Source organism: Streptomyces sp. R28, assembly GCF_041052385.1.
Lineage (GTDB): Bacteria > Actinomycetota > Actinomycetes > Streptomycetales > Streptomycetaceae > Streptomyces.
Window position 1 is genome coordinate 6,693,993 of record NZ_CP163439.1, and the last position, 13,444, is coordinate 6,707,436.

The 13,444-nt window shown below is 69.1% G+C and carries 12 protein-coding genes; 8 read left to right on the forward strand and 4 right to left on the reverse strand.

Annotated elements, in window-relative coordinates:
- Window positions 1-9 precede the first annotated feature (9 nt).
- Both AB5J49_RS30145 and AB5J49_RS30150 read right to left on the reverse strand, forming a co-directional pair.
- The gene (locus AB5J49_RS30145) at window positions 10-774 is read right to left on the reverse strand and encodes a hypothetical protein (RefSeq protein WP_369171996.1); all 765 of its coding nucleotides are present in this window, start codon (window positions 772-774) and stop codon (window positions 10-12) included.
- 42 nt (window positions 775-816) lie between these two features.
- Window positions 817-1,155 carry an LAETG motif-containing sortase-dependent surface protein gene (locus AB5J49_RS30150; protein WP_369171997.1) on the reverse strand — a complete coding sequence of 113 codons (339 nt, stop codon included), beginning with the start codon at window positions 1,153-1,155 and terminating at the stop codon, window positions 817-819.
- Between the two features lie 148 nt (window positions 1,156-1,303).
- Here AB5J49_RS30150 and AB5J49_RS30155 point away from each other — a divergent pair, with 148 nt between their 5' ends.
- The 6 genes from AB5J49_RS30155 to AB5J49_RS30180 all read left to right on the forward strand — a co-directional run bounded on the left by AB5J49_RS30155 (window position 1,304) and on the right by AB5J49_RS30180 (window position 9,979).
- Window positions 1,304-1,627, forward strand: a complete 324-nt coding sequence (locus AB5J49_RS30155; RefSeq protein WP_369171998.1) for a hypothetical protein — start codon at window positions 1,304-1,306, stop codon at window positions 1,625-1,627.
- A gap of 221 nt (window positions 1,628-1,848) precedes the next feature.
- Window positions 1,849-3,093, forward strand: a complete 1,245-nt coding sequence (locus AB5J49_RS30160; RefSeq protein WP_369171999.1) for an Ig-like domain-containing protein — start codon at window positions 1,849-1,851, stop codon at window positions 3,091-3,093.
- Window positions 3,094-3,260: 167 nt separating this feature from the next.
- Window positions 3,261-4,745: an ABC transporter permease gene (locus AB5J49_RS30165; RefSeq protein ID WP_369172000.1), complete on the forward strand. Its 1,485-nt coding sequence runs from the start codon at window positions 3,261-3,263 to the stop codon at window positions 4,743-4,745.
- A gap of 174 nt (window positions 4,746-4,919) precedes the next feature.
- Entirely contained in the window at window positions 4,920-5,603 is a 684-nt protein-coding gene (locus tag AB5J49_RS30170; protein WP_369172001.1) for an ABC transporter ATP-binding protein, read from the forward strand.
- Window positions 5,604-5,795: 192 nt separating this feature from the next.
- On the forward strand, window positions 5,796-9,125 hold the full coding sequence (locus AB5J49_RS30175; RefSeq protein WP_369172003.1) for a S8 family serine peptidase: 3,330 nt from the start codon (window positions 5,796-5,798) through the stop codon (window positions 9,123-9,125).
- Window positions 9,126-9,208: 83 nt separating this feature from the next.
- Window positions 9,209-9,979 carry a group II truncated hemoglobin gene (locus AB5J49_RS30180; protein WP_369172004.1) on the forward strand — a complete coding sequence of 257 codons (771 nt, stop codon included), beginning with the start codon at window positions 9,209-9,211 and terminating at the stop codon, window positions 9,977-9,979.
- Here the strand turns inward: AB5J49_RS30180 and AB5J49_RS30185 are convergent.
- Window positions 9,970-10,614: a TetR/AcrR family transcriptional regulator gene (locus tag AB5J49_RS30185; protein WP_369172005.1), complete on the reverse strand. Its 645-nt coding sequence runs from the start codon at window positions 10,612-10,614 to the stop codon at window positions 9,970-9,972. The genes AB5J49_RS30180 and AB5J49_RS30185 overlap by 10 nt on opposite strands.
- 77 nt (window positions 10,615-10,691) lie before the next feature.
- Window positions 10,692-11,075 (reverse strand): VOC family protein, encoded by a 384-nt coding sequence (locus AB5J49_RS30190; protein WP_369172006.1) that lies wholly within the window; start codon window positions 11,073-11,075, stop codon window positions 10,692-10,694.
- Window positions 11,076-11,304: 229 nt separating this feature from the next.
- On the opposite strand from AB5J49_RS30190, the gene AB5J49_RS30195 reads away from it, so the two are divergent.
- Both AB5J49_RS30195 and AB5J49_RS30200 read left to right on the forward strand, forming a co-directional pair.
- On the forward strand, window positions 11,305-12,363 hold the full coding sequence (locus AB5J49_RS30195) for an ABC transporter substrate-binding protein (protein WP_369175313.1): 1,059 nt from the start codon (window positions 11,305-11,307) through the stop codon (window positions 12,361-12,363).
- Between the two features lie 56 nt (window positions 12,364-12,419).
- Complete coding sequence (locus AB5J49_RS30200) at window positions 12,420-13,406, forward strand: FecCD family ABC transporter permease (protein ID WP_369172007.1); 987 nt, start codon at window positions 12,420-12,422, stop codon at window positions 13,404-13,406.
- Window positions 13,407-13,444: the final 38 nt, after the last annotated feature.

Sequence of the window (13,444 nt, forward strand, 5' to 3'; positions counted from 1 at the left end):
AAGGGCGGGTTACTTCAGCTTCGCGGCCTGCGCGTCGATGAGCGCGGCCGGGACGTCGTACGCCTTGTCCGTCATCATCAGACCGAGGTTCATCGTGTAGTACGTGGCGATGGTGCTGCCGTGCCGGACCGCCTCGACGTGCGTGGTGGCCACGTCGCCGTCCTCCATGTCGCTCACCGCGGTGAACGCCACCGACTCGTCACCGGCCCCGGACGCCTTCTCCGAGGTGATCTTGGTGAGCTTCTGGTCCGTGCCCTGCATGGTGAGGGTGAAGCCCCCGGAGCAGCTCTCCACCGCGTCCGACACGGACTTGAAGGTCTGCTCGGCGACGTCACCGTCGTACGAGGAGAGTCCCACGACGGTCATGTCGAGGCTCAGCGCGTCCGCGAACGAGTCCTCGAACTCGCCCTCGGTCAGGTCCTCCAGTGACTTGGAGGCGGTGTCGGTGGGCTTCTTCTTGTCCTCCGTGGCCATGACGGCCGCGTTCGAGGCCGAGTCGCCCGGCGCCAGGCCGCCCATGGCGTAGGCGAGCGGCGCGCACTTCTCCTCGCTGCTCTTGACCTGCTCCTTGGACTTCGGCAACTGCTTGCCGGAGGCGTCCACCTTGTATCCGTCGACATCGCCCTTGGCGATGATCGCCTTCTTCAACTCCGCGGAGCTCAGCGCCTTCGCGTCCGAACCGCCGGAGTCACCCCCGCAACCCGCGACAAGGGCGAGCGTCAGCGCACTCACGGCAACCGTGGCGGCTACACGCACGCCCGATGATCTCTTCATGGGCGGACTATGAAGCCCATGTGAAGGGAGAGTCAAGCGAATTCAAAATCCGAGACGTTCACGGCGCACCGAGTAGGCGACGAAGCCCCCGCCCAGCGCGAGGAAGACGGTCCCGCCGACGAGGTACGGCGTGGTGTCGAAGCTTCCGGTGTCGGCGAGCCGGGTGCTGTCCTCGGCGGTGGCGCCCGTGCTCTCGGACGCGGCCCGTGCCTGCTGGGTGACCTGCGTCGTCGGGGCCGCGGAGGGGTCCGTTCTCGCCGGCTCGTCCCCCGTCGCGTTGGCGGAGGGCACGAACCACAGGGCGCCCAGCAGGGCCCCCGCGGCGGTGGCGGTCAGCAGCGATCGGCGTGCGGTGGACGACGATCGGTGAGCGGCGGACACGGAATATCGATCCCCTTGTGGCGCTGGCGAATTGGCCGTGTGGGGCGATGTTAGTGAAAGTCGCGGGTCACGGGAAAGTCACGGGGGAAATCAGCCGTACGCTCCGGGCATGAGTACACCAGAAACATCACGTTTTGTACGGCTTCGCGTGGAACTCGTTCTCGAAGTGGAGGACGAGGACGCCCTGACCAAGGCCGCGCTGCGGCGCGTCGCCGCCGACGAGACCATGCCGGCCGACGAACGGGCCCACGCGGAAAGCGCTGTGACGGAAGACACGGCGGAAGCCCTCGCTTATCTCGTCGACCCGTTCGACCTGGTCAGCGAGGTACCAGGGGTCGAGCTCGCGCAAGCCTCTTGGTCCAGCGAGCGGATCGGCTACGACCCGGATTCGCCGGAGTGGGACCTCGACGACGATGATGTCGACGAGGACTTCGACGATGAAGACGCCGAAGGGGCCAAGAGGGTCGGCTGACGCGGCTTGGGGGAATCGTGACCCCGGGCGGCACCCGCCGTCCGGGGTTTCGTCGTCTCATGGGACGCACTGACCGACACCTGCACCACCCGCCCCGGCGGACGTGGTGTGCCCCACACATTCAAGGAATGTGGAACGGGATCAACCGGTCGTAGCGTTGAAGGTTCTTGACGGGGACTCTCGGGGTTTTTGGGGATTCGGCGACTATGGAGAAGCGTGTGATGACGAACAGTAAGCGGCGCAAGGGCCTGGCGGTCGCGTCCGCACTGCTCGGCGGTGTCCTGGTGCTCTCTGCCTGCTCCGGCGGTGACGACAACGCCTCCGGCGACGGCGACACCTCGCAGGCCAAGGTCGACGAGGCAGCCGCCAAGAAGACCTCCGAGGCCCAGATCAAGATCACGCCCGAGGACGGCACCGACAACGCCTCCATCAACAACTCCGCCGCCGTCACCGTGAGCAAGGGCACGCTCACCGAGGTGACGATGACGACCGCCGAGGGCGCCGCGGTCGAGGGCGCGATATCCGCCGACAAGACCAGCTGGAAGCCCAACGCCCAGCTGGAGCGCTCCACGACCTACAAGGTCGCCGTGAGCGCGAAGGACTCGAAGGGCCTGGAGGCCCACGAGAACGCCTCCTTCACCACGGTCTCCCCGAACAACAGCTTCCTCGGCTACTTCACGCCGGAGGACGGCTCCACGGTCGGCGTCGGCATGCCCGTGTCGATCAACTTCGACAAGTCGATCACCAACAAGGCGGCCGTCCAGAAGGGCATCACCGTCTCCACCACCAGCGGCCAGGAAGTCGTCTGCCACTGGTTCAACGACACCCGCATGGACTGCCGGCCCGACGAGTACTGGCAGGAGGGCGCCACCGTCACCCTGAAGATGGCCCTGGACGGCGTCGAGGGCTCCGACGGTGTCTTCGGTGTCCAGGAGAAGACGGTCACCTTCAAGATCGGCCGCAACCAGATCTCCTACGTCGACGCGAAGACCAAGCAGATGAAGGTCACGCAGGACGGCAAGACCATCAAGACCATCCCGATCTCCGCCGGCTCGCCCGAGAACAAGACGTACGAGGGCATCATGGTGATGTCGGAGATGTTCAAGGAGACGCGCATGAACGGCGCGACCGTGGGCTTCACCGACGACGACGGCAAGGGCGAGTACGACATCAAGGACGTGCCGCACGGCATCCGCCTCACCAACTCCGGCACCTTCGTGCACGGCAACTACTGGGGTGCCAAGTCCATCTTCGGCAGCGTGAACACCAGCCACGGCTGCGTGGGCCTGTCCGACACCAAGGGTGCCAACGACAAGGGCACGGCGGGCTACTGGTTCTACAACCACTCGATCGTCGGTGACGTGGTGGTCGTCCAGAACACCGGCGACAAGACGGTCGCCCCGGACAACGGCCTCAACGGCTGGAACATGGACTGGGCGCAGTGGAAGGCCGGTTCGGCCGTCTGACGGCCCTGCAGGCTCCCTCGCGCATAGCCGCCGTACAGCTTCCGCACAACTGACCGATGCCGCCCTCAGGGGCGGGATCGGTGTTTCCGGGGGCGGTCTCAGCCTTCTCATCCATCTCTTATGTCGGCCTTATCCAGTCATCACGCGCCGTACCTAGCTTGCGGCGCATGTTCTTCACCTACCTGAGGCGCGAGCTGCGCCGCCGCAGAAAGGCGGCGCTCGTCGTCGCCTCCGGACTCGCGCTGGGCATCGCGCTGGTCATCGTGGTCAACTCCGTGTCCTCCGGCATGAGCAAGGCCCAGGACAAGGTCCTGCAGTCCCTGTACGGCCTCGGTACGGACATGACCGTCACCAAGGCCGCCGAGCCGACCGCGAACAGCTCCGAGCGGCCGCGCTTCCAGTTCGACGCCCAGGACGACGGCTCCGACGAGGAGCAGTCCACCGACCGCGTCATGGTCCAGGGCTTCCAGACGCTCGCGAGCTCGACCGTCACCAAGGTCGGCGATCAGAGCGGTGTCTCGGACGCGGTCGGCGGGCTGAGCCTGCAGGTCCTCAAGGTCAGCGGGCAGTTCACGCGGGGTCAGTTCCAGCAGGACCGGAGCAGCGGGGGCCAGCAGGGCCAGGGGCCCGGCCAGAGCGGTGGCGCCGGCAGTCAGCCGCAGGGTGAAGTACGCGGTGGCGGCGCCGACTTCGACGTCAACAACTACTCCGTCTACGGCACCGACGTCACCAAGCCGGCGCTCGGCCCGCTGACCTCGTCGAAGATCACCAGTGGGCGTACGTTCAAGACGACGGAGACGGACGCCGAGGTCGTCGTCGCCGACACGTCGTACGCCAAGGAGAAGAAGCTCAAGGTCGGCTCCACGGTCACCGTCAAGGGCACCGAGTTCAAGGTGATCGGCATCGCCACGCCCGACAGCGGGGACGCGGCCGCCAACCTCTACATCCCGCTGAAGCAGGCGCAGACGCTCGCCGACGCCAAGGGCAAGGTCACCACGATCTACGTCAAGGCGACCGACTCCCAGCAGATCGACTCCGTCAAGTCGACCATCCAGAAGAACATCTCCGGTACGACGGTGACGACTTCCGCGGACCTCGCGGACACGGTGTCCGGATCCCTGTCGACGGCTTCGTCTCTCGCCACCAGCGTCGGCAAGTGGCTGTCCATCGCGGTGCTGGTGGCGGCGTTCCTGGTGGCCGGGCTGCTGACCTCCTCGGCGGTGTCGCGCCGGGTGCGGGAGTTCGGCACGCTGAAGGCGCTGGGGTGGAAGTCGGGGCGGGTGACCCGGCAGGTGGTCGGCGAGGCGATCGTCAACGGGCTGCTCGGCGGCGTGCTGGGTATCGCGGCCGGGCTCGCGGGGGCGTACGTCGTGACGGCGATCAGCCCCACGCTGCAGGCGCAGTTGGGTGGCGGTACCGGGGGCGGTGGCGGCATGGGCGCCGGCCCGGGGGGCGGTGGCTTCGGGGGCGGAGGTCCTGGACGCCAGACGGCGAGCACCACGCTCGACGTCGCGCTGACGGCGCCGGTCAGCCTGACGACGGTTGCCCTTGCGGTCGGGCTGGCGGTGACGGGTGGGTTGATCGCGGGTGCCTTCGGCGGCTGGCGGGCGTCTCGGCTCCGCCCGGCGGATGCCCTGCGCCGCGTCGAGTAGCTGACGCGGGCTGCGGCTGCCGCCCTGCGGTGAGTCGCCGAGAGCGGCAGCCCTGTGCAGTTGGCGGGACCGCACCCACCTGAAGGGGCGCGGGAACCGCGCGACCAGCCCTCACCCACCCGCCGCCGCACACGAACCGATCCACCCCCGAACCCCACCTGGGAGTCACCCACCATGTACGAACTCAGAAACGTCACCAAGCGCTACACCCGAGGCAAGGAAACCGTCGACGCCCTCGACGGAGTCGACCTCACCATCGCCGACGGCGACCGGCTCGTCATCCAGGGCCCAACCGGCGGCGGCAAGTCCACTCTCCTGCAGATGCTCGGTGGCCTCGACCGGCCCACCGCAGGTGAAGTCGTCCTGGACGGCACCGACTTGGCCAAGCTCTCCGAGACCCGGCTGACCAAGGTCCGCAGCGAGAACATCGGGTTCGTGTTCCAGTCCTTCAACCTCATCCCCACCCTCACCGCACAGGAGAACGTCGAGATCGCCCTCGTCCCCCTCGGCATCAAGGCGAAGGAGCGGCGCGAACGGGCCGCCGAGGCGCTGAAGTCGGTCGGGCTCGGCGAGCGGCTCGGGCATCTGCCGAGCGAGATGTCCGGCGGTCAGCAGCAGCGCGTCGCCATCGCCCGCGCGCTGGTCAAGGAGCCGAAGGTGCTGCTGGCCGACGAACCCACCGGCAACCTCGACGAGTCGATGCGCGACGAGATCATGGACGTGCTCGAACGCATGTGGAAGGAACTCGGGTTGACCTTCATCATGGTCACCCACGACTCGGCGATCGCGAAAAAGGCCCCGCGGGTGGCGACCATCCGCAAGGGACGGATCAGTGTCAAGGAGAACGCGGGGGCGTAACCAGACGACTTTGTAACGGAGTTCGCACCGGCGCGTAACAGTCGTCAAGTCTGCCTCTTACCTTCCTCTCACGTATTGAGGTGCCTGATCGTCCCTCGGCATACTGCGTATTCCGGGGGGCGACGTATGCGTGCGTGAGCTCCCCCGGCCGGGCGAACGGGAATTCGCCCGGACCTTCTGCAAGGGGGAAACTTGCGCAGAAAAGTCAAAAGAATAGGCGCGGCCTCTGTTGCCACGGCGGCCGCCGTCGCCCTCGCTGCGGGCATGACCAGCCCGGCGTCGGCCGAACCGGAGCAGCGCCCGTCCGGCGCCGCTGCCTCGCTCACCTCCCCTCACCGGATCACCCTGATCACGGGTGACCGGGTCTCCGTCGACTCCAAGGGCCGCGTGGTCGGCCTGGAGCGGGCGAAGGGGCGCCAGCACATACCCGTACAGATACGCAAGGCCGGCGGGCACACGCTCGTCACCCCGGCCGACGCGGCCCGGTTGGTCGCCGCCGGCAAGCTCGACCAGCGGCTGTTCGACGTCACCGAGCTGGGCAAGTCCGCGACCCGTACCTCCCAGGCCAAGGGCCTGAAGGTCATCGTCGGCTACCAGGGCGCCGCGGCCGGCGCCAAGGAGGACGTCCGGGACGCGGGCAAGCTCCGCCGGACCCTGAAGTCCCTCAACGCGGACGCGGTGCAGACCCGGCACCAGGACACGCCCGAACTGTGGGACGCGCTCACCAACGGCGCCAAGGCCGCCTCCGGCATCGCGCACGTCTGGCTCGACGGCGTCCGCAAGGCCAGCCTCGACAAGTCCGTCGCGCAGATCGGCGCCCCCAAGGCGTGGGAGGCGGGCTACGACGGCAAGGGCGTCAAGATCGCGGTACTGGACACCGGCGTCGACGCGACCCACCCGGACCTCAAGGACCAGGTGATCGCGGCCAAGAACTTCTCGCCGTCCGCCACCGCGGAGGACAAGGTCGGCCACGGCACGCACGTCGCGTCCATCGCGGCGGGCACCGGCGCCAAGTCCGGCGGCAAGTTCAAGGGCGTCGCACCCGGCGCCGACATCATCAGCGGCAAGGTCCTCGACGACCAGGGCTTCGGCGACGACTCCAGCATCCTCGCCGGCATGGAGTGGGCCGCCGAGCAGGGCGCCCAGGTCGTCAACCTCAGCCTCGGCGGCACGGACACCCCTGAGGTCGACCCGCTGGAGGCGGCGGTCAACAAGCTGTCCGCCGAGAAGGGCATCCTCTTCGCGATCGCGGCGGGCAACTCCGGCCCGGAGTCGGTCGGTTCGCCGGGCAGCGCGGACGCAGCCCTCACCGTCGGCGCCGTCGACGACAAGGACAAGCTCGCCGAGTTCTCCAGCACCGGCCCGCGGCTCGGCGACGGCGCGATCAAGCCGGACGTCACCGCGCCCGGCGTGGACATCACGGCGGCGTCCGCCAAGGGCAGCCTCATCGAGCAGGAGGTCGGCGAGAAGCCGGCCGGCTATCTGACGATTTCCGGTACGTCCATGGCGACCCCGCATGTCGCGGGCGCCGCGGCGATCCTCAAGCAGCAGCACCCGGACTGGACGTACGCCGAGCTGAAGGGCGCGCTGACCGGTTCCACCAAGGGCGGCAAGTACACGCCGTTCCAGCAGGGTTCGGGGCGCATCCAGGTCGACAAGGCCATCAAGCAGACCGTGATCGCCGACCCGGTGTCGGTGAGCTTCGGTACGCAGGCATGGCCGCACACCGACGACAAGCCGGTCACCGAGGGCCTGACGTACCGCAACCTCGGTACGAAGGACGTCACGCTCAAGCTGTCCGCGACCGCCACCAACCCCAAGGGGCAGGCGGCTCCCGCGGGCTTCTTCAAGCTCGGCGCGACCCAGGTGACGGTCCCGGCGGGCGGCAAGGCCTCCGTCGACCTGACCGTCAACACCAAGCTGGGCGGCACGGTCGACGGCGCCTACTCCGCGTATGTGACGGCGACGGCCGACGGGCAGAGCGTCCGTACGGCGGCAGCGGTGCAGCGCGAGGTGGAGTCGTACGACGTCGCCGTCAAGCACATCGACAAGGACGGCAAGCCGGCCCCCGAGTACAACACCGTCCTGCTCGGCTACTCGGGTCTGGCGAAGGACCTGTTCTACCAGGTGCCGGTCGCTGAGTCCGGCGCGACCAAGATGCGGGTGCCCAGGGGCACGTATCTGCTGGACGCCTGGATCGCCAAGGACTGGGTGAACTATGAGGGCGGCCTCGACTGGGTGGTCCAGCCGAAGCTGAACGTCACCAAGAACACCTCCGTGACGATCGACGGGCGCACGACCAGGTCCGCCGACATCACCGTGCCGGACGCGCAGGCCAAACCGGTGATCGCCAGTGCCGGTTACTACTACGAGCCGGCGGGCGTCGGCATCGCCGTCGGCCTCGGCTCCTTCGCCGACGTGCGTATGGCGCACCTGGGCCCGGAGATCGCGAGCGGCCTGAGCCAGACCTGGAACGGCCAGTGGACCAAGGGCGCCGGCACCGAGTACGACGTCGCCACCACCGCCAAGGTGAAGAAGATCCAGGGCAACAAGGTCCGCCACTTCAAGGCGGACGAGCTCGCCAAGGTGAAGAACAACCTCGGTGCCGCGGCCCCCGGCAAGACCGGCGGACTGCTGCCCGTGGGTCTCCTGCCGACGGACATCGCGGTCGGCACGCCGGTCGAGCAGAAGCTGCCGGGCTCGCGGACGGTGTATCTGTCGACGTCCGACAAGATCCAGTGGACGTTCGACTTCGAGCAGTACTCCGGCAAGGACGCGGACGGCTTCCTGATCTCCGACGCGTACTACTCGCTGGGCAGTCCGCAGATTTTCAAGGCGGGCCAGAGCTACTCGAAGACCTTCAACACGGCGGTCTTCGGCCCGCACATCAACAAGGACTTCGGGCTGTTCCGCGACGGCAACGACATCTACGGGTCCCTGCCGCTGTTCGCCGACGCCAACAAGCACGCCGGCTCGTCGGACTTCACCGCGGTGACCACGAACCTGTACCGCAACGGCACCAAGATCGGCACCAACGCCGACCCGCTGTTCGGTGAGCCGTTCAAGGTCCCGGCCGGGGAGGCGGAGTACAAGCTGACGACCTCGGTCAAGCGGAGCGTCAAGGTCGCGGCCGCCTCCACGCGGATCGACGCGAGCTGGACCTTCCGCTCGAAGAAGCCGCCGACGTCCGGTGGCGACTCGGCCGCCGAGCAGGTCAGGCTCCCCGCCTCCACGGTCCGCTTCAACGCCACGACCGGCCTGGACAGCCAGGTCGAGGCGGACAAGAAGGTGACGTTCCCGGTCACCGTCGTGGGCTCGGCCGCGGGCAGCAACCTCAAGTCGCTGCACGTGTACGTGTCGTACGACTACGGCCAGACCTGGAAGAAGATCGAGGTCCGGAACGGCAAGATCACCGTGAAGAACCCGGCGAAGGGGAAGGCCGTTTCCTTCCACGCCAAGATCGCCGACAAGAAGGGCAACAAGTCGACGATCTCGATCTACAACGCGTATTACGGCAAGTGATCCAGTGCCGAATATGTGAGCCATGAGCGAACCGCCCGCCGGAAGTACAGCTTCCGGCGGGCGGTTCGTGTTTCGTTGAGGTCATGACGGCTCACACGGTGGAATACATCCGGTACCGCATTCCCGAGCAGAAGTCGGCCGAGTTCCTGGCCGCCTACACCCGCGCCGCGGCCCAGCTGGCCGCGTCCCCGCACTGTGTCGATTACGAACTCGCCCGCTGCGAGGAGGACTTCGAGCACTACGTCCTGCGCATCACCTGGACCTCGACGCAGGACCACTTGGAGGGTTTCCGCAAGTCGGAGCTGTTCCCCGACTTCCTCGCCGACATCCGGCCCTACATCTCGCACATCGAGGAGATGCGCCACTACAAGCCCACGACGGTGCGCGGCACGGGCGCGTCGGTGCCGACCCTGTACGCCTGGGCGGGCGGCGCGGAGGCCTTCGCCCGCCTGACGTCGGTCTTCTACGACAAGGTCCTCAAGGACGACGTCCTGGCCCCGCTGTTCGCCGGCCTGGACCCGGCCCACGCGGAGCACGTGGCGCTCTGGCTCGGCGAGGTCTTCGGCGGCCCGCCCGCCTACTCCGAGACCCAGGGCGGCCACGGCCACATGGTCGCCAAGCACATGGGCCGGGGGATCACCGAGCCCCAGCGCCGCCGCTGGGTCAACCTCATCCAGGACGCGGCCGACGAGGCGGGTCTGCCGACGGACGCGGAGTTCCGTTCGGCGTTCCTGGCTTACGTGGAGTGGGGGACGCGGCTGGCGGTGTACTTCTCGGGGCCGGACGCGGTGCCGCCGGCGGAGCAGCCGGTGCCGAGGTGGAACTGGGGGGCCGCCCCGCCGTATCAGGGCTGATACGGGTGACGCTCAGCGCGGCGACATGACCTCGTAGAGGTTGCCCGTGGCGTCGGCGAAGCAGAGCCCCCGGGCGCACAGGGGATGGTCGACGCGGCCGTTGTCCGGGGCGCAGGGGTCGTTGCCGTAGGGGACGCCGAGGGTGTGCAGCCGCCCGAGGATCGCGTCGAAGGTCCCGGGATCGACGTCGAAGGCAGCCGCAGGGCCTCGCGGTCGGGTTCGAGCAGCTCCATGACGGCTTCGCGCAGGGCGCGGCTGGAGGCGTCGCGGTCGTCCTGTGTGGGCTGCTCACCGGAGGGGCGCCCGCGCCGTCGCCCCGACGCGAACAGCGCTCCGACCACGGTGCCGATCCGCTCCAGATGCGCGCGCATGGCCTCGGCGGCCTCGGTCACCCGCTCGGCGAGCGGCAACTCCAGATCTACGGAGGCGAGTTCACGCAGCACATGGTCGGGGCTGATGGCTTCCGCCACGCAGGCGTCCAGCAGTTCGTCCTTGTCGGCGAAGACCCGGAAGATCGTCGCCTCCCCGATTCCGGCGACGCGCGCGATCCGCCCGGTGGTGACGGCGGCCCCGTGCTCGGCGACGAGGGGCAGGGCAGCGGCGATGATCAACGCCCGCCGCTGCTCCGGGCTCATGCCGGGGGCGCGGCGGCGGGGGGTGGCCTTTGGAGTCTCCGGCGACTGCCTCGACTGCCCTGCCCCCCCGGACATCGTCAGTCGCCGCTGCCGTACGGCCTTGTCAGGATCTCCAGGTTGTGGCCGTTCGGGTCTTCGAAGTACGTGCCGCGGCCGCCGTCGTGGTGGTTGATCTCGCCCGGGCGGCGGTGGTAGGGATCCGCCCAGTGCGTCAGTCCGGCCTCGCGTATCCGGCCGAAGATCGTGTCGAAGTCGTCCTCCGACACCAGGAACGCGTAGTGCTGCGGCGTGATGGAGCCGGGCGAGTCCAGGTAGTCCAAGGTCACACCGTTGGGGATCTCGACCGGGACGAACGGGCCGTACTGCGGGCTCACCGCCAGGCCCAGGATGTCGGCGAGGAACCGGGCCGACGCCTTCTTGTCGTGCGCGGCGACGATGGTGTGGTTGAGCTGGACGGTCATCGGGGCTGCCTCCTCGTGTGCACGGTTCGGACGGGCTCCTGGTTTCACGCTAGGCACGGCAGTCGCACGACACATCGGCCGCAGGGAGGGGCGGCACTACTCCTCCGGTCCTCCGTCTCCGGAGCCCATGGTTCCGCATTGATCGATCGGGATAAGGTAAGGCTCGCCTTAGTGATCGTGGATCGTCGTTGGAGCCGTCGTGCGCGCAGTGGGAATGAAGACCGTCGGAATGCGGGCTGTCGGGACGAAGGCCGTTCTGGCCGCGGCCGTCGTCGCAGGGCTGCTCGTCGGCTGCTCGTCCTCGGCGGACGGCGGTGGCGGCGGCGCCGAGAGGGAGGACGGCTCGCGCAGCCAGGTGATCGGTGCCTCCGAAGGCGACGCACCCTCCGCCGCGCCCAGCGCCCTCGCCGACGGCATGGGCGCCGACACCGACGAGGACGGCGCCTTCCCGCGCACCGTCAAGCACTTCCAGGGCAGCACGACCCTCAAGGCCGAGCCCGAGAAGATCGCCGTCCTCAGCACCGGGCAACTCGACGACCTGCTCTCCCTCGGCATCGTGCCCACGGCCACCACCCGCGCCGACAACGCCGGGCTCGTACCGGACTACCTCGCCGACGCCTTCCCCAAGGACAAGGGCCGGCTCGCCGCGATGACCGACGCGGGCACCCGCCAGGCCCCCAACCTCGAGTCGCTCGCCGCCGCCAGGCCCGACCTGATCCTCGCCAACGACTCGCTCGGCGACCTCTACCCCAAGCTCTCGAAGATCGCGCCCACCGTGATCACCGCCGGCAACGGCATCAACTGGAAGCGCGACCTGCTGCTCGTCGGCGAGGCCGTCGGCAAGGGGCAGCAGGCGCAGGAGCTGCTCGGTGACATCGCCCGCGAGGCGAAGGAGAAGGGGCGGGGCATCGACGGGGACCCCGCCGTCTCCATGGTGCGGTTCACGCCGGACCGCACCCGGATGTTCGGCATCTCGTCCTTCACCGGGTCCATCGCCGTGGACATGGGGCTGAAGCGGCCCAAGTCGCAGCAGTTCCACGCCATTTCGGAGGACATCGGCCCCGAGAGCGTCGACACCGCCGACGGTGACTGGATCTTCTACTCCGTACAGGGGGACGCGGCGAAGACGGACGCCGCGAGCATCGTGGCCGGGCCGCTGTGGAAGTCGATGAAGGCGGTCGAGGCCGGGCACGCCGTGAAGGTGGACGACGACCCGTGGTATCTCAACGCCGGTCCCACGGCCGCGCGTCTGGTCGTACGACAGCTCGCCGAGCACGTCGGCAAGTGAGCCGCGTGCGTCGTGAGTCACGTAAGGCGGCGGGTCCTGGGTCGCGTACGACGACGATGAGTTCTCGTCTGGCCTTTCCGGCGGCCGCCCTCGCGGTGGCCGTCGCGGGCGTGCTCAGCCTCGCCGTCGGCACCCGTGCCGTGCCGCCGTCCGCCGTGCTCGACGCCCTGCTGCACGGCGGCGGTTCGCCGGACGCGCTGGTCGTGCGGTCGCTGCGGCTGCCGCGCACCGAGGTGGGGCTGGCGGCCGGTGCCGCGCTCGGCATGGCCGGGGCGGCGCTGCAGGCCGTCACCCGCAACCCGCTCGCCGATCCCGGCATCCTAGGGCTGAGCCAGGGGGCCGCGGCGGGGGTCGTACTGGCCATCGCCCTGGGCCTGGCGAACGGCTTCGGCGGATACGTCTGGTACGCCTTCGCCGGCGCCGTCGTCGCCGCGTGCCTGGTGTACGGCATCGCCGCGCGCGGGCGGGGCGGGGCGTCGCCGGTGAAGCTGGCGCTGGCGGGGACCGCCCTGTCGGCGATGACGGCCGGGGCCACGACCGTCGTCCTGACCTCCAGTTCCGCCACCCTCGACCAGTTCCGGTTCTGGCAGGTGGGCGCGCTCAGCGGACGGGACGCGGGCACGGTCGTACGGATGCTGCCGTTCCTCGTCGGCGGGGCGGTGCTGGTGCTGGCCTGTGCGCGAGGGCTGGACGCGCTGGCGCTGGGGGACGAGACGGCTCGGGCGCTGGGGCACCGGGTGCGGGTGGTGCGGGTGGCCGCGGCGCTGGGGGCGACGCTGCTCACCGCTGCCGCGGTGGCCGCGGCGGGGCCTGTCGCCTTTGTGGGGCTGGCGGTACCGCATCTTGCGCGGCGGCTGGTTCGGGGCGGGTATGCGGCGGTGCTGCCCCTGTCCGCGTTGCTCGGGGCGGCGCTGTTGCTGGGAGCGGATGTCGTGGGGCGGGTGGTGCGGGCTCCCGCGGAGGTACCGGCGGGGGTGATGACGGCGTTGGTGGGGGTGCCGGTGCTGGTGGTGCTGGTGCGCAGGAAAGGCGCGGTGTCTTGAGGGGGGATCGAGGGCGCGGGCGGCGGGCACGGCGAGGG

What these genes read in the sequence shown, in the direction of transcription:
- AB5J49_RS30145 (WP_369171996.1), bottom strand. Translation starts at nt 774, where the DNA reads ATGAAGAGATCATCGGGCGTGCGTGTAGCCGCCACGGTTGCCGTGAGT.
- AB5J49_RS30160 (WP_369171999.1), top strand. Translation starts at nt 1,849, where the DNA reads ATGACGAACAGTAAGCGGCGCAAGGGCCTGGCGGTCGCGTCCGCACTG.
- AB5J49_RS30165 (WP_369172000.1), top strand. Translation starts at nt 3,261, where the DNA reads ATGTTCTTCACCTACCTGAGGCGCGAGCTGCGCCGCCGCAGAAAGGCG.
- AB5J49_RS30170 (WP_369172001.1), top strand. Translation starts at nt 4,920, where the DNA reads ATGTACGAACTCAGAAACGTCACCAAGCGCTACACCCGAGGCAAGGAA.
- AB5J49_RS30180 (WP_369172004.1), top strand. Translation starts at nt 9,209, where the DNA reads ATGACGGCTCACACGGTGGAATACATCCGGTACCGCATTCCCGAGCAG.
- AB5J49_RS30185 (WP_369172005.1), bottom strand. Translation starts at nt 10,614, where the DNA reads ATGAGCCCGGAGCAGCGGCGGGCGTTGATCATCGCCGCTGCCCTGCCC.
- AB5J49_RS30190 (WP_369172006.1), bottom strand. Translation starts at nt 11,075, where the DNA reads ATGACCGTCCAGCTCAACCACACCATCGTCGCCGCGCACGACAAGAAG.
- AB5J49_RS30195 (WP_369175313.1), top strand. Translation starts at nt 11,305, where the DNA reads ATGCGGGCTGTCGGGACGAAGGCCGTTCTGGCCGCGGCCGTCGTCGCA.
- AB5J49_RS30200 (WP_369172007.1), top strand. Translation starts at nt 12,420, where the DNA reads ATGAGTTCTCGTCTGGCCTTTCCGGCGGCCGCCCTCGCGGTGGCCGTC.